This is a genomic window from Pseudomonas sp. IT-P171, assembly GCF_949767765.1.
GTDB lineage: Bacteria > Pseudomonadota > Gammaproteobacteria > Pseudomonadales > Pseudomonadaceae > Aquipseudomonas > Aquipseudomonas fluorescens_B.
On the sequence record NZ_CATKQN010000003.1, the window covers coordinates 39,805 to 65,645 of the forward strand.

A 25,841-nucleotide genomic window follows, 5' to 3' on the forward strand; every position below is an offset into this window, starting at 1 on the left:
ACGTATCAGCGACAGGTCCGCAGACCTGCAAAAGGCGAATACGATACACCTGCGGATGAGAAACAGTAAGGGCGACCGAGAGACGCACATCATCGGTGGCGAAAGATCGGTTATGGCTGAAGGCCAATGATCAGGTGCACCACCCCGCCCTCCAGCATCATGACGCCGGGCACACCGGCCAGATTCAACGCCTGCCGATTCATCCGCCCCACGTCGCGCAATTCCACGCGAACCCGGGTCAGCGCCACAGGCTGCTGCGACGTGAGGTTATCCACACCACCCAACGCGGCCACCACATTCGCTGCCAGGCCAGGCACCGATGGCACAGCCACCTTCGGTTCATCCACGATCAGGTCCGGCGTCAAGGCTTTCCAGAATGCCTGCTGCATTTTCTCGAACATGTTCAGTTCTCCATCACCAATGAGGTTTCGACCGCCGCGTCGCAATACAGCCGCAAGGCCTCGCGCACTTGTCCGGCACTTTCCAGGCCCAGGACCTGTTGGGCGATGGCCTGGCAATCCACCAGGTCCACTGTGCGAACCGTCGCTTTGACCGCCGGAATCAACGGCACACTCACCGATAACTCGTCCACCCCCAGGCCCAGCAAGAGCGGCGTGGCCAAGGTTTCCGAGGCCAGCGCGCCGCAAACGCCCACCCACTTGCCGTGGGCATGAGCGGCTTTCACGGTGCTGGCGATCAGTCGAAGCACCGCGGGATGAAAACTGTCAGCCTGACTGGCGAGCCGCGGATGATCACGGTCCATGGCCAGGGTGTATTGGGTCAGGTCGTTGGTGCCGATGGAGAAAAAATCCACTTCGGGCGCAAACAGGTCCGCCATCAACGCGGCCGCTGGCACTTCGATCATGATCCCCAGCTTCGGCAGTTCCGTGAGGCCCAGGGCCAGCGCCTCCTCTTCGAGCAGTTGCCGGGCCACACGCAACTCCGACAGTTGCGTCACCATCGGCAGCATGAGGTGCAAACGGGTCTGGCCCGCACAACTCAGGATTGCCTTGAATTGATCGCGCAACAGTTGCGGACGCTCCAGGCACAGACGAATCCCGCGCACACCCAGAAAAGGGTTGGTTTCACTGTCCATCGGGACGTAGGCCAACGGCTTGTCACCGCCAACATCCAGGGTGCGCACCACCAGGTTCCGTGCAGGCCCGAGGGCTCGGGCGATGGCGCTGTAGGTGGATGCCTGCTCGTCATGGCTCGGCGCATGATGGCGATCCAGATAGAGAAACTCCGAACGCAGCAAACCGACACCCGCCCCTCCCAGCGCCATGGCCTGTTCGGCTTCCGCCAGCGAAGCGATGTTGGCCGTCACCTCGACAGGGTGTCCGTCGCGGGTACAGGCAGCCAGTGACGCCTGCGCCAACTCCTGGTGTTGGCGTTGCTGTGCAAGCTTGCGTCTGGCTTGAAGGTGTTCGATGGCGGCCAGGTCCGGGTCGATCTGCAACTCTCCCTTATCGGCATCGAGCAACACCTGGGTGCCGTTGACCAGCGCCAGCACTTGCACCGGCAACCCGCAAATCGCCGGCAAACCGAATGCCCGCGCCAGGATCGCGACGTGGCTGGTGGCGCCACCACCGACCGTGGCAAAACCCAGCACCTTTCGGGTATCAAGCCCGGCGGTCTGGGACGGCGTCAGTTGTTCAGCAATCAGGATGGCCCCATCAGGCAACTCCAGCTCGCGTTCCCGCACGCCGAGTAGCAACTTGAGCACTCTCTGACTGACATCGGCCAGGTCTGCCGCCCGTTCGGCCAGCAACGCATTGCCCAGGCTTTTGAACAAGGTCGCTGTCGATTCGGTGGCCGCGCGCCAGGCGAATCCGGCACTTTTGCCTTCGTCGATCAGCACCTGAGCCACTTCCAACAAACCCGGGTCTTCGAGCAGTTCCTGATGAGCCCTGAAAATCTCTGCCTGGGCATCGCCCGCGGCGTTGTCGCGCATCTGCTGCAAAGCTGAAATGGCCTCGGTCAACGCGGCGGACAGATGATCGCGCTCAACCTGCGAACCCTCACCCCATTCGCTCACCACAAGGGCCTGCTCGGCGATCTGCACCACCTGGCCAAATGCCGCCCCCGCCGAAGCACACACCCCACGCAGCACCTTGGGCGATGAAATCTCCAGAGGCACCGGCGCAACATCCGCCATCACAGTCACTGTCTCGCCACAACCCGCGGCCAGCAGCTCCGCCAGCGTCTTGATCGCCGCCTCGGCATCCGGGCCGACCGCACTGACTTGCACAACGTCGTGGTGAGCTGTCTGCAGCGCCATGATCGCCACCAGGGATTTCGCGTTCGCACTCGCCTGCTGTTTATGCAGATGAATGCTGGCCGAGAACCCTTTCGCCGCCTGGGCGAACACCGCCGCAGGACGGGCGTGCAAACCGTTCAGGTTGGGTAACGTCACCGGTTTGGAGAACAGCGCCTCGCCCTCTTGCGCCACGGACACACCCGCTGTCTGCTCGACAGCGTTCAACCCCAGCAGCGGCTGACCACTGTCTACCCACCCCGTTTGCGCCGCCAGCCAAGTGAACGGCTCGCCGCTGACCACCAGCATCAAGGTCAGCAGGCTGCGTGCATTCAACGCAACAAAATCGGCATCGAACTCGATCAGCGCCTGCCCGACGTCAACCTGCTGCCCCTCCTCCACCAATCGCGTGAACCCTTTCCCGGCAAGGTTCACCGTGTCGAGCCCGATATGCATCAACACCTGCACGCCATTTTCATTGGTGATGCTCACCGCATGCCCACTGGCCTGCACATTGCTGACAACCCCCGCCAGCGGCGCACACAATGTTGTTGAAGCCGGATCGATGCACAGCCCATCGCCGATGATCCGGCTGGAAAACACCGGATCGGGCACAAGGTCCAGAGGCATCAGTACGCCGGACAGGGGGGCGTGGAGCTGCAATTGTTGGGGTATGGCCATGACGTCACCTGCTGTTTTGTTCTTTGAAGTGCCGATGGAGCGCGACGCCCCGACAGCATCGCTTATTTCCACCAGTACTCGACCTGCAATCCGACGTTCGCACCGTGCCGCGCTGTGCCGAAGGCTCCGGTGTCGGACAACGCTGAACCCGCTGCCAGTTCATTGGCCGCACGCTTGGCCGCCTCGTTCCAGCTGGCATAGGTGTAATACAAGCGCACTTCGGGTCGCGCCCAGAATTCAGGGCCCTTGGGCGACCAGGTCGGGGCGAAGGTGAACTTGCTCAGTTTGCGCGTGCCACCCGTGGCGTCGACCTGATCGTGGCCCAGTTCGGTCACCAGTTTGAACTGCTCGGTGATCGCGTACGCAGGGCGAATCCCCAGGGAAATCCAGTTCTGGTCGGCACCGTCCGGGCGAATGTCTTTCTGGTAAACCGCCTCGACCTGCCCACCAAATCGTGGCGTCACTTGCCAGTCGAAGAACTCCACCACCCGGTAACTTTTGTTGCTGTCGTCCAGCTTTACGTTACCGGTATAACCCAATCCGGTGCCTGGGCCTTCGCCATACTGGAAAGCCAGTTTGTTCTTGCCGCCCAGAAAACCCTTTTGCACATGCTGGGTGGTGATTGCCCAGCCGCGATGAGCATCGCGGCTGTCAGGTTTGTCGATGTAGCTCAGGCCAAACTCCAGCTCACCACCGGGGTTGGTATTGAATCCAGCCACGTTGAAGTCGTGACGATTGATGTAATCCTTCTGGTACAGGTTGTCCTTGCGCGAAAAGGCGTAGCTGTATTTCAGATCGCCGATCAGCACGTCCTCGATGCCGCCGCCGGTGGCGCTCTGGTTCCAGTAGTAAAAGTCGGAAATGTGGATGTCGTTCCGTTTGTAATAGCGTCGACCGGCCCACAGCGAGCCGCCGTTGAGGCCGGGCATGTTCGACCATTGCCCGTACAGCTGCGGCAGGCGCACCGAGCCGTTGTCGCCCTTTAACGTCAGGTCCTTGTCGTATTGGTTATACAGCGAGGCCATGCCATCGACACTGAGCACCGAACCGTCATCCAGGGTGTACACGTCCTGACGAAGTTCCAGTTCCCCATAGTGCTCGCACTCGTTACCGAGGCGGTATTTGGTCTGTGCTCCGGGCAGCTGGAAACACTGTTGTTTACCACTGTTGACCGATGTCCCGACACCGCTGCGCAGGTAACCGCCGAACTCCAGCGCATGGGCCGACCAAGGCAATGCCAGGCAGACACTCGCGGCGACAAGGCTGCGATTTATTGTTGTTTTCAAGAACCACCCCATTATTTTTATTGTGTTGTTCCGCAAAATCAGCGCGCAAAACTCCCCCGCGCAGCGTTCTGCGTGTTTTTTCGAAGTCGGTGTTTTTAGTGGTCGGTCAGGTGCAAAACAAACGATTCATACGGTCGTAAAAACACCTGTCGATTTCGCGGCGGACAGTCCGGGTAGTTGCAGATGACCAGGCGCTGGGTCATGAGTTCGGTGATCACTCCATCCGGCAATTCAACTTCGCAAGGCGTCCCGTAGAAGTTGTTCAGTACCAGCAAACGTTCGCCGTTTCCTTCCCGTACATACGCCCAGACATGCGCATGCTCAGGCAGCAACTGACGGTAAATACCATCGGACATCAGCGCTTCGGTACGCCGCAAGTTGATCAGCAGACGGTAGTGATGCAGCACTGAATCCGGGTCGTCGAGTTGAGTGGCGACGTTGATCTGCGCCGAGTTGGCCGGCACGCCGATCCAGGGTTCCACCGCGCTGAAACCGGCGTTCGGTTCGCCATTCCAATGCATCGGCGTACGGCCGTTGTCGCGGGACTTCTGCATGATCGCCGCCATGTTGTCGGCATCGCTCGCACCCGCCTCGCGCTTGAGGCGGAAGATGTTCAGGGTCTCGACATCGCGGTATTGATCGATGTGATCGAAACCCGGATTGGTCATGCCCAGTTCTTCGCCCTGATACACAAATGGCGTGCCCTGGAGAAAATGCAGCGCAGTGCCGAGCATCTTCGCCGACACCACACGATGCTCGCCGTCATGACCAAACCGCGAGACCACCCGCGGTTGGTCGTGATTACACCAGAACAGCGCATTCCAGCCTCCGCCGGCCTGCATGCCGGTTTGCCAGTCGGAGAGGATGCGCTTGAGTTCAAGGAAGTCGAAATCAGCGCGAATCCACTTCTGCAGGTTCGGGTAATCGACCTTCAGGTGATGGAAATTGAAGGTCATCGACAGCTCCTTCGACTCCGGTCGCGAGTAGCGAATGCAGTGTTCGAGGCTGGTAGACGACATCTCGCCGACATTGATCAGGTCATGGCCCTCGAACACTTCGCGGTACATTTGCTGCAAGTATTCGTGAACATTCGGGCCGTCGGTATAGAAGCGTCGGCCGTCGCTATCGTCGTCGGGAAAGTCCGCCGGTTTCGAGATCAGATTGATCACGTCCAGACGGAAACCGCCCACGCCTTTATCGCGCCAGAAACGCATCATTTTGAAGACTTCGGCGCGTACCTTCGGGTTGTCCCAGTTCAGGTCGGCCTGGGTGTGATCGAACAGGTGCAGGAAGTACTGACCGGTCTGCGCCTCGTATTCCCACGCCGAACCGCCGAACTTGGATTCCCAGTTGTTTGGCTGATCGCGCCAGATGTAGAAGTCACGGTACGGGTTGTCGAGACTGCTGCGGGCCTGTTGGAACCAGGCGTGTTCGATCGAGGTGTGGTTGACCACGATATCGAGCATCAACTTGATCCCGCGCTTGCCGGCCTCGGCAATCAGCAAATCACAATCGGCCATGGTGCCGTAGCTCGGATCGATGGCGTAGTAATCGCTGATGTCGTAACCGTTGTCGCGCTGGGGTGAACGCAGGAACGGCGTGATCCACAGGCAATCGACGCCCAGCCAGTGCAGGTAATCGAGCTTGGCCACGACGCCGAGCAAATCACCCGTGGGGTTGCCCGCGTGGCTGTGAAAACTCTTCGGGTAGATCTGGTAAATCACCGAACGTTGCCAGTCTTGCATGGCGGATTCCTTCAGTAAGATTTGTACTGGCCTTTCGGGCCTCTTCGCGGGCAAGCCCGTTCCCACGGTGACCGCATTCCATGTGGGAGCGGCGGTGCGACGATGCGATCTATCAGGCGACCCGATACCCAGGCCGAACAATCTTCATGCTCAACCCGCAGGTCAAAACAAACGGCACGACCATGGCGATGATCATTCCGATCACAAACATCGGGATGAACTGCGGGATGATCGAGATAAATCCGGGCAAGCCGCCGACACCGATGGCCGATGCCTGGACCTTGTTCAGCGACAGGAAGATGCACCCCAGCGCCGAACCAATCAGTGCGGCGTAAAACGGAAACTTGTAGCGCAGGTTGACCCCGAACATCGCCGGTTCGGTGATGCCGAAATAGGCCGAAATCGCTGAAGTCGACGCCATGGATTTGTCCCGCGCATTACGGGTCATGTAGAACACTGCGAGCGCCGCGCTGCCTTGGGCGAGGTTGGACATAACGATCATCGGCCAGATAAAGGTGCCGCCCTGGGTCGAGATGAGCTGCAAGTCGACCGCGAGAAACATGTGGTGCATGCCGGTGATCACCAAGGGCGCGTAAAGCAGGCCGAAGATTGCACCGCCGACCATCGGCGCCAGATCAAACAGGGTGACCACACCTTCAGTGATGAGAATCCCCAGATGCCGGGTCACCGGGCCAATGACCGCCAGGGCCAGCACGCCGGTGACCACGATGGTGGTGATCGGCACCACCAGCAATTGCACGGCATTAGGCACTCGCGCCCGCAGCCATTTTTCGATGACGCTCATCACGTAGGCCGCCAGCAGAATCGGCAGGATCTGCCCCTGATAGCCGACCTTTTCGATCTGGAACAAACCGAGAATGTCGAAATACGGCAGGCTCTGGCCGTCGAGACCTGCGACGGCCTTGCCGTAGTTCCAGGCATTGAGCAGGTCGGGGTGAACCAGCATCAGGCCGAGCACGATGCCGAGAATTTCGCTGCCGCCAAACCGCTTGGCGGCTGACCAGCCCACCAATGCAGGCAGGAACACGAACGACGTGTTGGCCATCAGGTTGATCAGGCTCCAGAGCCCGTCAAGCCTGGGGTAAGCATCCAGCAGGGTCTGGCCTTCGATGAACATGCCCTTGGCGCCGATGAGGTTATTGATGCCCATCAGCAGGCCCGCAATGATCAGCGCCGGCAGGATCGGCATGAACACATCGGAAAACACCCGCACCAGACGTTGCACGGCGTTTATCTTGTCGGCGCTTTTCTGTTTGACGTCGGCGATCGTTGACGCAGCAAGACCGGTTTGTTGGCGCAGTTCTGCGTAAACCTTCTCCACCTCGCCGGGACCGATGACCACCTGGAACAGACCGCCGGTAAAGAATGAGCCTTTGACCAGATCAATCTGGTTAAGCGTGGCGCTGTTGACCCGGCTCGGGTCCTTGAGGGCAAGGCGCAGGCGCGTGACGCAATGCGCGGCCTGCTCGAGGTTGTCGCTGCCACCGAGGCTTTGCAGCAGCTCGCTGACGATGTTCGGATAGTCGTGGCTCATGCTTGATTTTCCGCTGTGGTTTTTTGTTATTGGCAGCACGCCGAAGCGAAAAGTACTCGTCTGTACGAGTTAAATCAACAACTCGTACAGACGAGTTTGAATTTGTTTATTTACAACCCGACAGGCGGCGATTTTTCCTACCCTCACAAATGCTGAAATCCCAAAGCCGCATGGACAAACCCCTACCCTGCCCTTAAGGTTCGAAACCTTGAGTACATTGCGGCACAGAGCCATCCCCATGAGTAAATACAACCAGATCTACAGCGATCTGCTTGCCAGCATCACGACCGAACGTCTGGAGCGCGGCGCCCGGTTGCCCTCCGAAACCGAATTGATGGACAGCTATCAGGCCAGTCGCGGCACCGTGCGCAAAGCCATCGAACAATTACAGGAGCGCGGTTTCGCCCAGAAAGTCCACGGAAAAGGCACCTTTGTGTTGTCGACCGACCCGATCGAATTTCAGTTGGGTGGCATCGTCAGCTTTCAGGAAACCCATCCGCGATTGGGCAACAACGTCAGCACCGAGGTGGTCGAGTTCAGCCAGATCCCGCTCGAAGGTGCGTTGCTGGAACATATCAAGGCGGAAGAAGGCAGCCTGATCACGAGGATCAAACGCGTACGGCGGATCGATGGAAAACGAGTGATCCTCGACATCAACCATTTCGTCAGCGACGTCATTCCCGGACTCTCGCGGGACATCGCCGAACACTCGATCTACGCCTTCATCGAACAGACCCTGCAACTGCAAATCGCCTACGCCCAGCGCACCATCGAAGCCGTGCCCTGCAGCAAGGATGACCAGCAACACCTCGACCTCGACGGCCAGAGCCATGTGATCGTGGTCAGCAACCAGACGTTTCTGCAGGACGGCCGGCAGTTCGAGTACACGGAATCACGGCACACCCTCGACAAGTTCTATTTTTCGGATGTGGCACGGCGCTGACCCTGCACGGTTGAAAAATGCGTTTGGGCATAACTATGTAGTGCACTTCCTTTGAGCAAGCGGGCGATCATCGCTGCCCATTTCTCAAGGAGCGAGAGCATGTCCACCGAACAAAATACCCCCGTATCAAGCAATGCCGCCGACCAGGAAAAACTCAAACTCATCGCGCCGGTCATTGTGACAGCCTGCCCCGGTTTGCAGGAGGAAGCCCATGCGGTAGCCCGTGAAATCCTGCAAAAACACGGCATCACCCACCTGGACCCCGATCAGGTCTGGTGGCATCGCTTCGACAATGTCTCGGCCAGCAGCAGCAAGGCCTTTCTGGGTTGGGAGCACGCGCCAAAACCCAGTGAATCCTTCACCCTGACGCAACTGGTGATCCATCGGTACCGCGTGACCGACCAGGACGACGCCCTCGAACTGAACAGCAATGGCGGTTTTTACACCGCGGATGCCGACGCCAGCATTTACAACGAAACCAATGAAGTGCGGATGTACCCCAGCAAGGTGCTCGCCGACCTGTGGGAGAAGAACCTCAGTGAGCGCTATCTGCATAAACTCAATGCCTTCTGGGCCACCCATTTCGATGACTACCGGACCCTGGCCAAATGTAATTACCTGAGAAAAGCCATCGAGGGCCGCGAAAGCGGTCAGCTGGGGGAAGAGGATTTCCAGACCGCCATCAGGGCCGTCGTCGATGGCGCATCCTGGCCAATCACCCTGGCGGCCCTGCAAGCGCAAACCGCTACGCCTGCGGATCTTCGTGTCTGCGCGCTGGATGTCGCCGGGCATGTCGCCACCGATATTCTGCGCATCGTTGAGAGCAACGGTCGGCAGATCACGTACGTCCCCGGCGCCGCTGAGCCCTTCCACGTGCACCCGACAGCGACGGACATGCACTGGTGGATGTTGCTGCAAATGAACGAAGAAAAGCCCCGTACCGAGTTCATGACCCATTTCCCGCTGTCGGTGCGCAAGGAAGTGCAGGACAACATCACCCCGTTGATGAATCAGCTGGTCGGTACCTGGGGCAAGTACGACCACCATTTGATCAATCAAAAAGACATCACCCTCAGCGGTGACGTATTCACCTGGCAGAGCCAGGCGGTCAAGAGCGCGATGCTGGAAGAGGCCAATCTGACCCTGGTGACCAATGGACAGATGCGCGAGCACCTGTGGCTGGGTTATCTGACCGTCGGCCTGAAGGTCTTCGGCCCGTTGGCAGTACTCGGCTGGCCGATCGCCCTGCCGGTGATCGGAGCCAGCATCGCAGCGATGGGTTTGAACATCGACAAGGCCGTCAATGGCAAGACGGCAGCGGAACGCAAGGCGGGGGTCATCGGCGCGGTGCTCGCCGGCGTCAACACCCTGTTCAATATCCCGTTACTCAAGGAAATCAACGTATTGGACGACGTCGGGGCGGCGGCCGAGGCGGCCGAGGCGGCAGAAGCGGCAGAAGCGGCCGAGATGGCGGATTTGAACAAGACGCTCGATACGCAAGAAACCGTCGACCCGCAGGCGCCCGTAGAGCCAGAGGAAAGTCCTCTGCCAGCGGGTCTGTTGCCCACCCTGCCAGATGAAATCGAGCAAGCGTTGGAAGTGCCGGAACACTGGCAAAGCAATGAAATCCTCGAAAGCTACCCCATGGCCACCAGTGGCAAATTCCAGGGTGTCTACACGCTGGATTCACAGCCTTCCAACGCTATCCTGATAAACGATCAGGCCTACTACGTGCGTTATGAAGCAGACGTCAACGGCGGCGGAACCTGGGCCATCATTGACCCGGAGAACCCGAATGCCTTTACCGGATCGATTCCCGTACGCCTGAATGCCGAGGGGGAATGGGAGCTGGCGGCAAAACGAGGCTTGACCGGTGGCGGTAAAGGCCTGAGCAAGCCTGTTCCCGGGCCATCCAGGCCGCTCCCCCATGTCCGGCCACGTCATTCCGTCGAACACTTGACGAGATACGACGCCCCCAATGGACGTTCGCTGAACTTCCTGGCGTTGGGAGAGCAAGAGACTCACATAAAAATCATCACGTTGCCTAACGGGTATCTCAAAGGGGTCACCCCTTATGAAGAGTTCGTCGCAGGACGTCGCACGGTACTGGTCAGGGATGCGACCGGTTTCCAGCGTCCGGAGGGCTTTTTCGCTTCGCTGCCCCCTCGCCCGACTCAGCCCGTGATCACACCCTCCACCACCGTTACAGAACTCATCGAGAAAGTATTCGACGCAGCGCCGGGGCTGGTGGTCGGTGAAAGCCAGGATCGCATCGCCAGTATGCGGTTCCTGATCGAAAACATGCCGACACTGGCCAGGCAAGGCGTCAAGACGATCTACATGCATCGGCTGCTCAACGACTTCAATCAAGTCGACCTGAACGACTTCGCCGATACCGGGCAGATGCATGGCATGCTGGAAAAGTATCTGCAAAAACTGCCGGGCGATCCTGCCGGACAGTACACGCCTCTGGAAGTCGTCAGGACAGCCCAACAGAACGGCATTCGAATCCAGGCCACCGATTGCCTGGCAAGCTATCGCCACACCGACTCGAACTTCCGCGCCCTGTCACGACAATCCGTCAAGACCTACCTCACCCATACCATCATGCGAGCCACTCAAGCCCGCAACGGCGGCGGAAAATGGGTGGTGCTCACCGATCAGGAGAGTACCAACACGTTCAGGGGAATGGCCGGCATCAGCGAAACAGAGGGAGGGATCGGCTTACGCATCGAAGAAGTGGGCCCTGACCAGAACCTGCACCTGGACATCGACCAAGGCATCGACGTAGGCCGTGACTTTGCAGAGGTTACCACCCAGATGCGCGGCAATGTCGACACGTTGTACGCCGACATCAGCCTGCAGGTGCCGACTCAGGCCATTCCAAGAACGCAACAGCAAATCAATCAGCTACTGTTCCGCCAGGGCATGTTTACCATTGAAAGGTCAGACGAAACCTTGACGCTGATCCATCGCAGCCGGACCAACCTGATTATGCGAACGATGATCGAGCGCACAGCGGATGGCGGCTTCCGCATCGACCGTCCGGCCTGGGCCGCCGTGCATCAGGTGACCTACGCGAATCTGATCAGCCTTGTCCACGCACTCAACCGCATGGGCCTGACGCTGGAAGGACGCCTGCCCACTGTAGCGGCCTGATCGAAAAAAAAGCCCCGTGAACTCACATTCACGGGGCCTTTCGGGTGTTACAGACGATCAATCAGACCGGGATCATTCCCACTCAATCGTCGCCGGCGGCTTGCTCGACACGTCGTAGGTGACGCGGGAGATGCCTTCGATTTCATTGATGATGCGGCCGCTGACGGTTTCCAGCAGTTCGTAAGGCAGGTGCGCCCAACGCGCGGTCATGAAGTCGATGGTTTCCACGGCACGCAGGGCCACGACCCAGGCGTAACGACGGCCATCGCCTACAACGCCAACGGATTTCACCGGCTGGAACACCACGAACGCCTGGCTGACCTTGTGGTACCAGTCGGCCTTGCGCAGTTCTTCGATGAAGATGTGGTCGGCGCGACGCAGCAGGTCGGCGTATTCCTTCTTCACTTCACCGAGGATCCGCACGCCCAGGCCCGGGCCCGGGAACGGGTGACGGTAGACCATGTCGTACGGCAGGCCGAGTTCCAGGCCCAGACGACGGACTTCGTCCTTGAACAGCTCGCGCAGGGGTTCAACCAGCTTGAGGTTCATTTCTTCCGGCAGGCCGCCCACGTTGTGGTGCGACTTGATCACGTGGGCCTTGCCGCTTTTCGCGCCAGCCGACTCGATCACGTCCGGGTAGATAGTGCCTTGGGCGAGGTACTTGATGTTGTCCAGTTTGTTGGACTGGGCATCGAAGACGTCGATGAAGGTACGACCGATGATCTTGCGCTTTTTCTCTGGATCGCTTTCGCCGGCCAGGTTGTTCAGGAACTGGTCTTCAGCGTTGGCGCGGATCACCTTGACGCCCATGTTCTCGGCGAACATGGCCATCACTTGCTCGCCTTCATGCAGACGCAGCAGGCCGTTGTCGACGAAGACGCAGGTCAACTGGTCGCCGATGGCTTTGTGCAGCAGCGCGGCAACCACCGAGGAGTCCACACCGCCGGACAGGCCGAGCAGGACGTTGTCGGTGCCGACCTGGGCGCGAACCTGAGCGATGGCGTCTTCAGCAATCTTCGACGGCGTCCACAGCGCTTCGCAACCGCAGATGTCGAGGATGAAGCGCGAGAGGATGCGACCGCCCTGTTTGGTGTGGGTCACTTCCGGGTGGAACTGCACGCCGTAGTAGCCGCGAGCGTCGTCGAACATGCCGGCAATCGGGCAGCTCGGGGTGCTGGCCAGGATGTGGAATTCCTCTGGCATCCGGGTGACTTTGTCACCGTGGCTCATCCACACGTCGAGGCCGAACAGGCCGTCGGCGTCGATATGGTCTTCGATGCCGTCGAGCAGGCGGCTCTTGCCGACCACGTCAACGCGAGCGTAACCGAACTCACGCAGTTCGGAACCTTCAACCTTGCCACCCAGCTGTTCAGCCATGGTCTGCATGCCGTAGCAGATACCGAAGACCGGTACACCCAGGTCAAATACGGCTTGCGGGCAGCGCGGACTGTCGGCTACGTGCACGGACTCGGGGCCGCCGGCGAGAATGACGCCTTTTGGAGCGAATTCGCGAATCGCTTCTTCATCCATGTCGAACGGATGCAGTTCGCAGTACACGCCGATTTCACGCACGCGGCGGGCAATCAGCTGGGTGTACTGGGAACCGAAATCGAGGATCAGGATGCGGTGAGCGTGAATGTCGAGGGCCATGATTCAGTCTCGTCTAAGTAATTCAGAAACAGTCGTGATTCAGAAACAACTCGGGGCTGAATCGAACAGCCCCGGGTTACTTAACGTTTTGCTTGAAGCCTCAACCTACGCGGTAGTTTGGCGCTTCTTTGGTGATCTGCACGTCGTGGACGTGGGACTCGGCCATGCCAGCGCCGGTGATCCGCACGAACTCAGGCTTGGTGCGCATCTCTTCGATGTCGGCACTGCCGGTGTAGCCCATCGAGGAACGCAGGCCGCCCATCAGTTGATGGATGATGGCGCTCAGGGAGCCCTTGTAAGGAACACGCCCTTCGATGCCTTCCGGAACCAGCTTCTCGGCACCCGCGGAGGAGTCCTGGAAGTAACGGTCGGAGGAACCCTGGGCCTGGGACATGGCGCCCAGCGAACCCATGCCGCGGTAAGCCTTGTACGAACGACCCTGGAACAGTTCGATCTCGCCCGGCGCTTCTTCAGTACCGGCGAACATCGAGCCCATCATCACGCAGGAAGCACCGGCAACGATGGCCTTGGACAGGTCACCGGAGAAACGGATGCCGCCGTCGGCGATCAACGGAACGCCAGTGCCTTCAAGGGCAGCGGCGACGTTGGCGATGGCACTGATTTGCGGGACGCCGACACCGGCGACGATGCGGGTGGTGCAGATCGAGCCAGGGCCGATACCGACCTTGACGGCGTCGGCGCCAGCTTCGGCCAGGGCCTTGGCGGCAGCGCCGGTGGCGATGTTGCCGCCGATGACCTGCACTTCAGGGAAGTTCTGTTTGACCCAACGAACGCGGTCGATCACGCCTTTGGAGTGACCGTGTGCGGTGTCGACCACCACCACGTCAACGCCGGCATTGACCAGTGCAGCGACGCGGTCACCGGTGTCTTTACCGGTGCCGACCGCAGCGCCAACTCGCAGACGACCTTGATCGTCCTTGCTGGCCAGCGGGTAAGCCTTGGCTTTCTCGATGTCTTTGACGGTCATCATGCCTTTGAGGGCGAATTTGTCGTCGACGATCAGGACTTTTTCCAGGCGGTGCTTGTGCAGCAACTCGCGGACTTCGTTCTTGTTGGCGCCTTCGCGGACGGTGACCAGACGCTCTTTAGGCGTCATCACTTCACGTACGGTGGCTTCCAGACGGGTTTCGAAGCGCACGTCACGGGAAGTGACGATGCCGACCAGGTCGCCATCGTGCAGTACCGGAACGCCGGAGATGTTGTGCATGCGGGTCAGTTCGAACAGATCACGAACCGTGGCGTCAGCCTCGATGGTGATCGGGTCCTTGACCACGCCGGCTTCGAACTTCTTGACCTTGCGCACTTCGGCAGCTTGCTGCTCGATGGTCATGTTCTTGTGGATGATACCGATGCCACCTTCCTGAGCCATGGCAATTGCCAGACGGGCTTCAGTAACGGTGTCCATGGCGGCAGAAACCAGAGGAATATTCAGCTCGATGCCACGGGTAAGGCGGGTCTTGAGACTGACTTCGTTAGGAAGCACCTCGGAATAACCAGGCACTAGTAGAATGTCGTCGAATGTCAGAGCTTCTTGGCTGATACGCAGCATCGCGGGGGCTCCCGAGCGGGAAAATGGAAGCGCGCCATTATAGTCAGACACCCCCTCGGGTTCAATGTAAAACTCTGTCTATTATTGGCATTACTGATATACGGGGATTGTCGCCGCCTACAACTCGACTTTCACCCAACTGACCGGTTGATCCAGCCAATCAGCGAACTCATCGATGAAGCTCTGCTTGAACCCCGCCTCGGCCCAGTTGTTGAAAATGAATCCCAGGTTGGAAAAGCCACACTCCTGCAGGAAAAGAAAGCCGTTGATGTCGTCTTCATGCCCGCACTCCGGGCAGGTGAAGTTATCGGTGCGCCCCGGCATCCAGTCTTCCAGGCTTTCGAACAGCGCTTCGCCGACTTCCTTGCGGCACTCGGCGCAGCCCGCTTCTTCAAGGAAACCCTTGGCCGGCGTGTAGATGCAGCGTTTGGTAATGATCTCGAGACCATTGATCGGCTCGCCGAACGGCAACGCTTCCGGGTGCAGGACCACGGCACGGGCACCGTCAGCGATCGCGTGGCCCATGCGGTTGCCGGTTCGGCCGCAGGTGGTCAGCTCTTCCTTGACGATGTTCTTGCGCACCAGCCACCGCACGACCGCCCTTGCCCGGGGTTCGTGCACCGGCAGCGTGGAGATTTTAGGGACAATGATGCTTTGCGAATTCATGGGTGCAAGCCTGCTGCGTCGAAATGGGGGTTCTGCGGCGTACCGTTGGACGCCTTCGCGGACTTAACAATCATGTTCACCCCGCTCACTGTGGGAGCGGGCTTGCCCGCGAAGGCGTCGGAGCGGCGGGCAGCTTAATCCCTGACGAAATCCGGTCAAGTACTCAAATACCGGCCGACCAACGCAATCCCGCTGGCCAGCACCAACCAGGTCACCAGCCGCACGAATGCCTCGCGGGACAATCTCATGGTCAGCCGCCGGCCAATCCACAGCCCCAACGCCATGGCCGGCAACAAACACAGCGCCAACATCAACAAGGGTAGCTCGGCGTACACACCCGCGACAGCAAACAGGCTCAGGCGCACCACGGTGCTGCAACTGATCAGAGCGCTTTGGGTCGCCCGCGCCGCGTCTTTTGGTAACCGACTGTTCAAATAGATCGCATATAAAAAGCCGCCACTGCCAAACAGCGCACCGAACATCCCGCCGACCGTGCCCATCGGCACCGCCCAACCTGCCGACAACTGCGTCGGGCGGGTTTTGACCCACAGGCTGTAAACCGCATAGGCGCTGATAAACACCCCCATCAACAGCAACAACAGATCGGATTTCAGGTTCAGCAGAAAGATCACACCCACCGTGCAACCCACCGCCATGCACGGCAGCAGCCGCAGCAGTTCCGGCTTGGCCACATCCCGTCGCGAGGGCAGCAGATTGCCGAACGCCGCGACAAAATCCAGTAGCACCAGCAACGGCACGATCTTCGATAGCGGCATGAACAGAATCAGAATCGGCCCGGCCACCAGTGCGGTACCGAACCCGGCAATGCCAAACACGATGTAAGCCAGGGCAATGCCCAACCCGATCACCAGCCAATCCGTCGCGCCAAATGGCCATTGGTGCAACAACTCAAACGCGTTCATCGGCACGCCTTCATTAAATACTTGTGATGACTTTAGCCAGCGCGGAGCCTTGCGACTAATATCTTCAAAGCCCCTCTCTCATCTCAAAAAGGCATGCCTCATGCTTTCAACCCGTCAATTGCGTTACTTCGTGGAGATCGCCGAGTGCGGGAGTTTCAGTGCAGCCGCTGAACGTTTGTTTGTTGCGCAGTCAGCGTTGAGCCGGCAAATAAAGGACATGGAAACCCGCCTGCAAACACCCTTGTTCGAGCGCACTGCACGCCAGCCTCGACTGACGGCCGCCGGTGAAGCCTTCCTGCCCCGGGCCAGAAACCTGCTGAACGAATTGGCCAAAGCCAGCGAGATGGCCACCCAGGTCGGCAATGGAGAACTCGGCACCTTGCGCCTAAGCCATTCCAGCACCGTCCCCATGAGTGGCCGTCTGCTGCGAGGCATCAGCGACTATTTGAGCCAGCATGTCGGTGTGTCCATGGACATCGCCAAGCTGTCTTCCGAAGCGCAACTTGAAGCGTTGGCCGACAACCGGCTTGATGTCGGGCTGCTGCGCCTGCCGGTGTTGCGCCAACGTGAAGGCGTGCAGATTGCTCCTTTGTACAACGAACGATTGCTGCTGGCCGTTCCGCCCAATCACCGGCTGGCTGTGGATAAGTCCGCTCAGGGCATCGACCTGGCGCAACTGAAGGATGAGGCGTTTATCTCTATTCCCCATCCCCAACGCGGCGGGCTGAGTTATTTGTCCGCCGAGCTGTGCATGCGTCAGGGTTTCTTTCCAAAAGCGGCCCGAGTGGTGTCGCGCAAAACCACGCAACTGCAGTTGATTCAGGCCGGGTTCGGCATCGCCCTGCTGCCGGAGTCGATGCAGGACATTGCGCCACCCGACATTCATTTCCTGCCCTTGGCCGACCCGGATTGCCACAGCACCGTCGCCCTCGCCTGCCGCCAGAATCCGACGACGCTGGTTCAACACTTCATCAACACCTGCACAGATCATTGTGGGGGCGGGCTTGCTCGCGAAGGTGGTGTGTCAGTCGAGATGAAGGTTGAATGTTAAACCGCTTTCGCGAGCAAGCCCGCACACAGGGGGATTTGCGTTGGCTCATGGAGATTCGCATGCGAATGCCTTTAAACTGCGCCCCATGATTAAAGATCCCTTTGCAAGACTCGGCCTGGACCGTGAAGTCCTGACTGTCAGCCAGCTCAACGGCCGCGCGCGGGTGTTGCTCGAAGACGTGTTCAGCAATATCTGGGTCGAAGGCGAAATCTCCAACCTCGCCCGTCCGGCGTCCGGCCACGTGTATTTCACCCTCAAGGACAGCGGTGCCCAGGTGCGTTGCGCATTGTTCCGGCAGAACGCGGCACGGGTTCGTCAGGCGCTGAAGGACGGCCTGGCGGTCAAGGTGCGCGGCAAGGTTTCGCTGTTCGAAGGGCGTGGCGACTATCAACTGATCCTCGACACCGTCGAACCGGCCGGTGATGGTGCGCTGCGCCTGGCGTTCGATGCCTTGAAAGAAAAACTCAGCGCCGAAGGCCTGTTCAGCGCCGAACGCAAAGTACCGCTGCCGGCGCATCCGCAGCGCATTGGCATCATCAGTTCACCGACCGGCGCAGTGATCCGCGACATCATCAGCGTGTTCCGCCGCCGTGCGCCGCAGGTGCAGCTGACACTGATCCCCACCGCGGTGCAGGGCCGCGAAGCGACGGCGCAGATTGTCCGTGCGCTGAAACTGGCGGACGCCCGTGGTTTCGATGCATTGATCCTGGCCCGTGGCGGCGGCTCGCTGGAAGACCTGTGGTGTTTCAACGAAGAAGCCGTGGCCCGCGCCGTGGACGCTTGCGTGACGCCGATTGTCAGCGCCGTCGGCCATGAAACCGATGTCTCGATCAGCGACTTCGTCGCCGACGTTCGCGCCCCGACCCCTTCCGCCGCCGCTGAGCTGCTGGCGCCGGATTCCAGCGACCTGATGCGTCGGGTCGAGAGCCTGCATCGACGGCTGGTGATGCGCATGCGCGACCGCCTGATGCGTGATCGCCTGCGCCTTGAAGGCATCTCTCGCCGCTTGCGTCATCCCGGCGAACGCCTGCGCCAGCAGGCGCAACGGCTGGATGATCTGGACATGCGCATGCGCCGCGCCTTCGAACGCAGCCTCAATACCCGTCGCGAACGCTTGATCCGCCTGGAGACCCGCCTCGCGGCGCAACATCCGGGGCGCCAACTGGCAATGCTGCGCCAGCGTCTCGACAGCCTCGCCGAACGTCTGCCCCGGGCCATCCGCGAAGGCCTCAAATCCCGTCGTCTGCAACTGCAAAGTCAGGTGCAGACGCTGCACGTGGTTAGCCCGCTGGCGACCCTCGGCCGTGGCTACAGCATTTTGCTCGACGAGCGCGGCAATGCGATCCGCAACGCCGCGCAAACCCACAACGGCCAGCGCCTGAAAGCCAAACTGGGCGAAGGCGAACTGCAAGTGCGGGTCGAAGACAATCACCTGACGCCCGTCACCCTTTCTTTACTGGATTGATCCATGCCGCGTTTTTTAGCTCCACTGCTGTTGCTGTGCCTGACCTTTAACGCCCACGCCGACAGCTACATCACCCGCCTGTTGAACAAACCGGTGCCGGGCGGCGTGGCGGTCTTGGATCTGGGCAGCGCTGCCCAGGCGCCGAAAGCCAGTTATCAAGGCAAACCGGTGTTGGTGGTCAAGGAGCAGAACAATTGGCTGGCGATTGTCGGTGTGCCGTTGACGGTCAAGCCGGGCACACAGCAGGTCAGCAGCGGCGGTCGCACGTTGAGTTTCACCGTCGGCAACAAGAAGTATCCGGAACAACGCATCACTTTGAAAAACACTCAACAGGTCAATCCGGACCCGGACAATCTCAAGCGCATCGAGCGCGAACTGGCGGAGCAGATCGCCGCGTACCGCACGTTCAGCCCGAATACCCCGAGCAACCTGCTGCTGGACAAACCGGTCAACGGCCCGCTGTCGAGCAAGTTCGGTGTGCGCCGCTTCTTCAATGGTGAAGAGCGCAATCCACACTCGGGCCTGGACTTCGCCGTAGGCGCTGGCACACCGATCAAGACCCCGGCCGCGGGCAAGGTGATTCTGATCGGTAACTACTTCTTTAATGGCAACACGGTATTTGTCGACCATGGGCAGGGCTTTATCAGCATGTTCTGCCACATGTCGAAAATCGATGTGAAGGTTGGCCAGCAATTGGCGCGTGGCGCAGTGGTCGGGAAGGTTGGCGCCACCGGGCGGGCGACCGGGCCGCATATGCACTGGAATGTCAGCCTGAATGATGCGCGGGTGGATCCAGCGATTTTCATTGGCGCGTTTCAGCCTTAAGGCATTTGTGAGGCGACTGGCCTCTTCGCGAGCAAGCCCGCGAAGACGGCCTCATAGTTGCCGAATCGCCGCCGGATAAATCGCGCAATTGGAATCGACACAGTCCAACGTCCTCAATTGCGCATCCCTCAACCCCCACGCAAACATCCACACAATCACGCTATTTCACCGCAATAAAATCTCGATAAATCTCTCCATTCGAGTATTCCTCTCAATTTTTTTCGACTGCTTGCCATCCTTCACCCTCGCGGTTAGGGTTGAAGGCATGAAAACCTCTCACACCCTCATTCAGCTTCGCCAGCACCGCAGCCTGTGCCTCGTCAGTGCACGACTGCCGGGCTGAATTGCGGCGCCTCGTCTTACGCTTTTCCCCAAGAACATTTGATCCACCGGCAGGCCGCCTTTTTTCGGCCCACACAATAAGGATTTCCCGATGAGCATGCTCAAAGACCCGTCTTCGAAATACCGCGCGTTCCCGACCATCGACATTCCGGACCGCACCTGGCCGTCGAAGACCATCACCGCCGCGCCGATCTGGTGCAGCTCCGACCTTCGCGACGGCAACCAGTCGCTGATCGAGCCGATGGACGCGGTCAAGAAGCTGCGTTTCTGGAAAACCCTGGTGCAGGTCGGCGTGAAAGAAATCGAAGCGTCCTTCCCGGCGGCGTCGCAAACCGACTTCGACTTCGTGCGTACCCTGATCGAAGGCAACCACATCCCGGACGACACCACCATTCAGGTGCTGACCCAGGGCCGTGAAGACCTGATCGAGCGCACCTTCGAATCCCTCCGTGGAGCGAAGAAAGCCATCGTTCACCTGTACAACGCGACCTCCCCTTCCTTCCGCCGCATTGTCTTCAACCAGGACAAGGACGGGATCAAGGCCATCGCGGTCAACGCTGCCAAGCTGTTCGTCAAATACGCCGCCCTTCAGCCGGACACGCAGTGGACTTTCGAATACTCGCCGGAAACCTTCAGCGCCACCGAACTGGAGTTCGCCAAGGAAGTCTGCGACGCGGTGATCGACGTCTGGAACCCGACGCCTGAGCACAAGGTGATCCTCAACCTGCCAGCCACCGTCGAATGCGCGACCCCGAACATCTACGCCGACCAGATCGAGTGGTTCGGCCGTCATATCAACCGTCGTGACAGCGTGATCATCAGCCTGCACACCCACAACGACCGTGGCACTGGCGTGGCCGCCACCGAGCTGGGCCTGATGGCTGGCGCGGATCGTGTCGAAGGCTGCCTGTTCGGCAACGGCGAGCGTACCGGCAACGTCGATCTCGTGACCGTGGCATTGAACCTGTACACCCAGGGCATTCACCCTGAGCTGGACTTCTCCGACATCGACGGCGTGCGCAAAGTCGTCGAAGAGTGCAACCAGATCCAGGTGCACCCGCGCCACCCGTACGTCGGCGACCTGGTTCACACCGCGTTCTCCGGCTCCCACCAGGACGCCATCCGCAAGGGCTTCGCCCAGCAGAAACCGGACGCCCTGTGGGAAGTGCCGTACTTGCCGATCGACCCGGCCGACATCGGCCGCAGCTACGAGGCCGTGATCCGCGTCAACAGCCAGTCGGGCAAGGGCGGTATCGCTTACCTGCTGGAACAGGAATACGGCATCAGCTTGCCGCGTCGCATGCAGATCGAGTTCAGCCAGGTCGTGCAGCGTGAAACCGATCGCCTGGGTCTCGAAATGACCGCCCAGCAAATCCACGCGTTGCTGCACAGCGAGTACTTGCAGGCCAATACCCCGTACGCGCTGGTCAGCCATCGCCTGCAGGAAGAAAACGGTCACAGCGCCGTGGAAGTGGAAGTCTCCGGCAAAGGCCAGGGCGAAACCAACCTGCACTGGCGCGGCAAGGGCAACGGCGCGCTGGAAGCGCTGGTGGCCGGCCTGCCGATTCCGGTGGAAATCATGGACTACAACGAACACGCGATCGGCGCGGGCACCAACGCCAAGGCAGCGGCCTACATCGAGCTGCGCGTGAACGGTGAACGTGCCGTGCATGGCGTCGGCATCGATGAAAACATCACCACCGCCAGCTTCAAGGCCCTGTTCAGCGCGCTCAACCGCTCGTTGAGCCAGCCGGAAGCGAAAGCGGCGTAAGCATTCGCTGAAATGCAAAAGGCCCCGGGGTGCAAACCTCGGGGCCTTTTTGTTTGCCTGCTGTTTTTTGTGTTGCCTGTTATGGCCTCTTCGCGAGCAAGCCCGCGATGGGGGCCGCTCAGGCAACAACAATGTCAGGCATGAGTATCAACGCTAAACATCGCTTGCAGCAACGCCCGATCAGGTGAACTCAAACGTGTCAGCATCCAGATTCGCCGGAAAGCGCGTGCGATAAGCCTGAAGGTCGGCGGCATTCAGAACCACTTGAAACACGCCATCGGCTTCGCCGGCACTGAGCAACGTCTCGCCCTGGAAATCGAGCACCTGACTGTCACCGCTATACGCGAAGCCTTTTCCGTCAGTCCCGATGCGATTCACTGCGGCCACATAGCAAAGGTTTTCGATCGCCCGTGCCGGCAACAAACGGTTCCAGTGCTGACGCCGCGCGCCCGGCCAATTCGCGGTGTACAGCAAGAGGTCGGTGTCCTGGGCATCGCGGCTCCACACCGGAAAGCGCAAGTCGTAGCAAATCAGCGGCCGCACACGCCAGCCTTTGAGTTCGAACTGCACCTGGCGCTCGCCCGGCGTGTAGTGATTGTGCTCGCCCGCCATGCGGAACAGGTGACGCTTGTCGTAGTGCCAGACTTCACCGTCCGGCCGTGCCCACAACAGGCGATTGCGATGACTGCCATCAGCGGCCTGAATGATGACGCTGCCGGTGATCACCGCATCGAGTTGCGCAGCCTGGGCGCGCAACCATTTGCTCGCAGGACCGTTTTCCGGCTCGGCGAGCGTCTCGGATTCCATGGAGAAACCGGTGGTGAACATCTCCGGCAGGATGATCAGGTCAGCACCGCGAGCCTGTTCCAGCAGTTGTTCGAAATGCTCCAGGTTGGCCTGGCGGTCATGCCAGGCCAGGGTCGTCTGGACCAGCGCAATGTTCAGATTCGGCAGTGCACTCAGATCACGCATAATTTTTCCGCTGCTTCACGCAGGGTCTCCTCACGCTTGGCAAAGCACAGACGCACCAGGCGCTGGCCTTCGGGTGGCGTCTGGTAGAACACCGAGATCGGGATGCTCGCCACACCGTGTTCGCGGGTCATCCACAGCGCCATCTCGACGTCGTTGAGGTCCGGGCGGATCTGCGAGTAATCGACCAACTGGAAATAGGTGCCGGTCACGCGGGTAAAACTGAAGCGCGATGGCGTCAGCAAGTCGCAGAACAGGTCGCGCTTGGCCTGATAAAAAGCCGGCAGCTCTTCGACATGCTCCGGGTGCTCGGCCATGAAGTCGGCCAAGGCAAATTGCAGCGGGGTCACGCCGCAGAAACTGACGTACTGGTGCACCTTGCGCAGTTCCGCTGTGAGGGCCGGCGGTGCAACCACGTAGCCGGTTTTCCAGCCGGTGACGTGATAGGTCTTGCCGAACGAGCTGACCACAAAGGCTCGCTGATACAGCTCTTCGTGGTTCAGCACGCTGACGTGAGGTACACCGTCGAACACCAGGTGTTCATAAACTTCGTCGCTGACGAGGTAGATGTCGCGATCACGAATCAGATCCGCCAACTGATCCAGTTCGGCACGGCTGATCAGTGCGCCACTCGGGTTGTGCGGAGCGTTCAGCACAATCATCCGCGTGCGCGGCGTAATGGCCTCGGCCAGTTTCTGGAAGTCGATGGAGAATTCATTCAGCCCGAGCTGCACATGCACGCAACGACCACCGGCCAGCTCCACCGACGGCTCGTAACTGTCGTAGCACGGATCGAACACGATCACTTCGTCGCCGCTGTGGATCACCGCCTGAATCGCGCAGAAGATCGCCTGGGTGGCGCCGGGCGTGATGGTCACTTCGTTGTCGGCATCGACATTGACGCCATAGCTGCGAGCGATTTTCGCCGTCACTTGCTGACGCAGCGCCGGCAGGCCGGTCATCGGCGAGTACTGGTTATGCCCGTTGGCAACATGCCGACCGACCGCATCGCACAGGGCCTTGGGTGCATCGAAATCGGGAAAACCCTGGGACAGGTTGATCGCCCCGGTTTGCGCCGCGAGCTGAGACATCTGCGTGAAGATAGTGATGCCGACATTCGGCAGCTTACTGGTGATCATCGGTGATTCCCTGCTCTACACCCGGCTCTAACGGCGGCGCGGGAGAGCCCGAGGATAGCCCAAACGGCGCCCATAAAAAAAGGGCGCCAAACGGCACCCTTCTTCCAATGACCAACGCATGCCCCTGTGGCGAGGGAGCTTGCTCCCGCTGGACCGCAAAGCGGTCCCACTATCTGCAACCGAGATCGTTCAGAGAGAGAACGCGTCGGCTGGTTTTGCGACTGCTGCGCAGCCGAGCGGGAGCAAGCTCCCTCGCCACAACAAGCCCCGCACACGAGATGTGTGTGAGGGCTGCAAATCAACGCTTGTCGCGGCGCTTCTTGTCGGCCTTCTTGTGGTGCGACATCAAGCGACGCTTCTTGTTGACCTGACGGTCTGTCAGCGAGTTCTTGTTGCCTTCGTACGGGTTCTCGCCGCCCTTGAACTCGATGCGGATCGGCGTACCGACCAGCTTCAAAACACGACGGTAAGTGTTTTCCAGATAACGAACGTAAGACTTCGGCACCTTCTCGATCTGGTTACCGTGAATCACGATGATCGGCGGGTTCGCGCCACCCAAGTGGGCGTAACGCAGCTTGATCCGGCGGTTGTTGACCATCGGTGGCGCGTGCTCACCGACCGCATCTTCCAGGATCTGGGTCAGGCGGTTGGTCGGCCAGCGGGTGACCGCGGACTTGAACGAGTTCTGTACGGAAGCGTAGAGGTTGCCCACGCCAGTGCCGTGCAGGGCCGAGATGAAGTGGATGTCGGCGTAGTCAACGAAGAACAGTCGACGTTGCAGCTCGACCTTCACGAAGTCACGCTCGCTCGGCGTCATGCCGTCCCACTTGTTGATCGCGATCACCAGCGCACGACCCGATTCGATGGCAAAGCCCAGCAGGTTCAGGTCGTGATCCACCACGCCTTCGCGGGCGTCCATCACGAAGATCACCACGTTGGCGTCTTTGATCGCCTGCAGGGTTTTGACCACGGAGAATTTTTCGACTTCTTCGTGGATCTTGCCGCGCTTGCGCACACCGGCGGTGTCGATCAGCGTGTACTTCTCGTCGTTACGTTCGAACGGGATGTAGATACTGTCGCGGGTGGTGCCGGGCTGGTCATACACGATCACCCGGTCTTCACCGAGCATGCGGTTGACCAGGGTCGACTTGCCGACGTTCGGGCGGCCGATGATGGCGATCTTGATCCCGTCTTTTTCGCTCGGGCCAGGAATGCGCTTGGCTTCCTCGCCTTCGGCAACGATCTCTTCTTCGCCGTCTTCCGGTTCTTCTTCGTCTTTCGGGAAATCGCTCAGGGCGATTTCCAGCATCTGGGTGATGCCACGACCATGAGCACCGGCGATCGGGATCGCGTGGCCCATGCCCAACGGGGCGAATTCGGCGCGGGCCATTTCAGGGTCGATATTGTCGACCTTGTTGGCAACCACGTAGGAACGCTTGTTACGTTTGCGCAAATGCTCGGCGATCATCTGGTCGGCGGCGGTGAAACCGGCCTTGGCATCTACCAGGAACAGAACGACATCGGCTTCTTCAATGGCCAGCAGCGACTGCTCGGCCATTTTTTCGTCCATACCGTGCTCGTCACCGGAGATACCGCCGGTGTCGACCAGAATGTAGGAACGCCCTTGCCACTTGGCCTCACCGTATTGGCGATCACGGGTCAGACCGGACAAGTCGCCGACGATGGCGTCGCGAGTCCTGGTCAGGCGGTTGAACAAGGTGGACTTGCCGACGTTCGGTCGGCCCACCAGGGCGATTACGGGAACCATGCGGCTCTCCACTTCGTTATTTCAGAAAATACAAAAGCCGCTGCGAGGCAGCGGCTGGTGCTCGGGGCAGCGTTTG

18 protein-coding genes are annotated in these 25,841 nt (G+C 59.8%); 6 read left to right on the forward strand and 12 right to left on the reverse strand.

The genetic code is table 11. The features are described from left to right. Positions 1–110: 110 nt before the first annotated feature. The 5 genes from ACM6I5_RS02430 to treP form a co-directional block, all read right to left on the reverse strand. A complete protein-coding gene (locus tag ACM6I5_RS02430; RefSeq protein WP_017340290.1) occupies positions 111–401 on the reverse strand; it encodes a PTS transporter subunit EIIB in 291 nt (96 codons plus the stop codon). A 2-nt stretch (positions 402–403) separates the two neighbouring features. Then, complete coding sequence (ptsP, locus tag ACM6I5_RS02435) at positions 404–2,938, reverse strand: phosphoenolpyruvate--protein phosphotransferase (protein ID WP_414883115.1); 2,535 nt, start codon at positions 2,936–2,938, stop codon at positions 404–406. Between the two features lie 62 nt (positions 2,939–3,000). Continuing rightward, positions 3,001–4,224 carry a maltoporin gene (locus ACM6I5_RS02440; RefSeq protein WP_414879460.1) on the reverse strand — a complete coding sequence of 408 codons (1,224 nt, stop codon included), beginning with the start codon at positions 4,222–4,224 and terminating at the stop codon, positions 3,001–3,003. A 95-nt stretch (positions 4,225–4,319) separates the two neighbouring features. Then, complete coding sequence (gene treC, locus ACM6I5_RS02445) at positions 4,320–5,969, reverse strand: alpha,alpha-phosphotrehalase (protein WP_414879459.1); 1,650 nt, start codon at positions 5,967–5,969, stop codon at positions 4,320–4,322. Between the two features lie 112 nt (positions 5,970–6,081). Beyond that, the gene (gene treP / locus ACM6I5_RS02450; protein WP_017340294.1) at positions 6,082–7,524 is read right to left on the reverse strand and encodes a PTS system trehalose-specific EIIBC component; all 1,443 of its coding nucleotides are present in this window, start codon (positions 7,522–7,524) and stop codon (positions 6,082–6,084) included. A 238-nt stretch (positions 7,525–7,762) separates the two neighbouring features. On the opposite strand from treP, the gene treR reads away from it, so the two are divergent. Next, the gene (treR, locus tag ACM6I5_RS02455; RefSeq protein WP_017340295.1) at positions 7,763–8,467 is read left to right on the forward strand and encodes a trehalose operon repressor; all 705 of its coding nucleotides are present in this window, start codon (positions 7,763–7,765) and stop codon (positions 8,465–8,467) included. Positions 8,468–8,566: 99 nt separating this feature from the next. Beyond that, a complete protein-coding gene (locus ACM6I5_RS02460) occupies positions 8,567–11,626 on the forward strand; it encodes a dermonecrotic toxin domain-containing protein (RefSeq protein ID WP_414883116.1) in 3,060 nt (1,019 codons plus the stop codon). A 72-nt stretch (positions 11,627–11,698) separates the two neighbouring features. On the opposite strand, the gene guaA is transcribed toward ACM6I5_RS02460, so the two are convergent. The 4 genes from guaA to ACM6I5_RS02480 form a co-directional block, all read right to left on the reverse strand. Continuing rightward, on the reverse strand, positions 11,699–13,276 hold the full coding sequence (guaA, locus tag ACM6I5_RS02465) for a glutamine-hydrolyzing GMP synthase (protein WP_017340297.1): 1,578 nt from the start codon (positions 13,274–13,276) through the stop codon (positions 11,699–11,701). 100 nt (positions 13,277–13,376) lie between these two features. Beyond that, entirely contained in the window at positions 13,377–14,846 is a 1,470-nt protein-coding gene (gene guaB, locus ACM6I5_RS02470; protein ID WP_017340298.1) for an IMP dehydrogenase, read from the reverse strand. A 117-nt stretch (positions 14,847–14,963) separates the two neighbouring features. Beyond that, the gene (locus ACM6I5_RS02475) at positions 14,964–15,512 is read right to left on the reverse strand and encodes a hypothetical protein (protein ID WP_017340299.1); all 549 of its coding nucleotides are present in this window, start codon (positions 15,510–15,512) and stop codon (positions 14,964–14,966) included. A gap of 155 nt (positions 15,513–15,667) precedes the next feature. Next, positions 15,668–16,435 (reverse strand): sulfite exporter TauE/SafE family protein, encoded by a 768-nt coding sequence (locus ACM6I5_RS02480; protein ID WP_017340300.1) that lies wholly within the window; start codon positions 16,433–16,435, stop codon positions 15,668–15,670. A 100-nt stretch (positions 16,436–16,535) separates the two neighbouring features. On the opposite strand from ACM6I5_RS02480, the gene ACM6I5_RS02485 reads away from it, so the two are divergent. The 4 genes from ACM6I5_RS02485 (at position 16,536) to leuA (ending at position 21,889) form a co-directional block, all read left to right on the forward strand. After that, positions 16,536–17,486, forward strand: a complete 951-nt coding sequence (locus ACM6I5_RS02485; RefSeq protein ID WP_414883117.1) for a LysR family transcriptional regulator — start codon at positions 16,536–16,538, stop codon at positions 17,484–17,486. Positions 17,487–17,571: 85 nt separating this feature from the next. Then, the gene (gene xseA, locus ACM6I5_RS02490) at positions 17,572–18,951 is read left to right on the forward strand and encodes an exodeoxyribonuclease VII large subunit (RefSeq protein WP_414883118.1); all 1,380 of its coding nucleotides are present in this window, start codon (positions 17,572–17,574) and stop codon (positions 18,949–18,951) included. Between the two features lie 3 nt (positions 18,952–18,954). After that, positions 18,955–19,776, forward strand: coding sequence for a M23 family metallopeptidase (locus ACM6I5_RS02495; protein WP_017340303.1), 822 nt, complete (start codon positions 18,955–18,957; stop codon positions 19,774–19,776). A gap of 433 nt (positions 19,777–20,209) precedes the next feature. Further along, positions 20,210–21,889 carry a 2-isopropylmalate synthase gene (leuA, locus tag ACM6I5_RS02500; RefSeq protein WP_017340305.1) on the forward strand — a complete coding sequence of 560 codons (1,680 nt, stop codon included), beginning with the start codon at positions 20,210–20,212 and terminating at the stop codon, positions 21,887–21,889. Between the two features lie 180 nt (positions 21,890–22,069). Here leuA and ACM6I5_RS02505 read toward each other — a convergent pair whose 3' ends face one another. From ACM6I5_RS02505 to der, 3 genes are all read right to left on the reverse strand, one after another. After that, positions 22,070–22,861, reverse strand: a complete 792-nt coding sequence (locus ACM6I5_RS02505; RefSeq protein ID WP_414883119.1) for an amidohydrolase — start codon at positions 22,859–22,861, stop codon at positions 22,070–22,072. Further along, positions 22,849–23,997, reverse strand: coding sequence for a pyridoxal phosphate-dependent aminotransferase (locus tag ACM6I5_RS02510; protein WP_414883120.1), 1,149 nt, complete (start codon positions 23,995–23,997; stop codon positions 22,849–22,851). Before ACM6I5_RS02510 ends, ACM6I5_RS02505 begins: the two co-directional genes overlap by 13 nt. Before the next feature lie 298 nt (positions 23,998–24,295). Further along, positions 24,296–25,765, reverse strand: coding sequence for a ribosome biogenesis GTPase Der (gene der / locus ACM6I5_RS02515; RefSeq protein ID WP_017340309.1), 1,470 nt, complete (start codon positions 25,763–25,765; stop codon positions 24,296–24,298). Between the last annotated feature and the right edge of the window lie 76 nt (positions 25,766–25,841).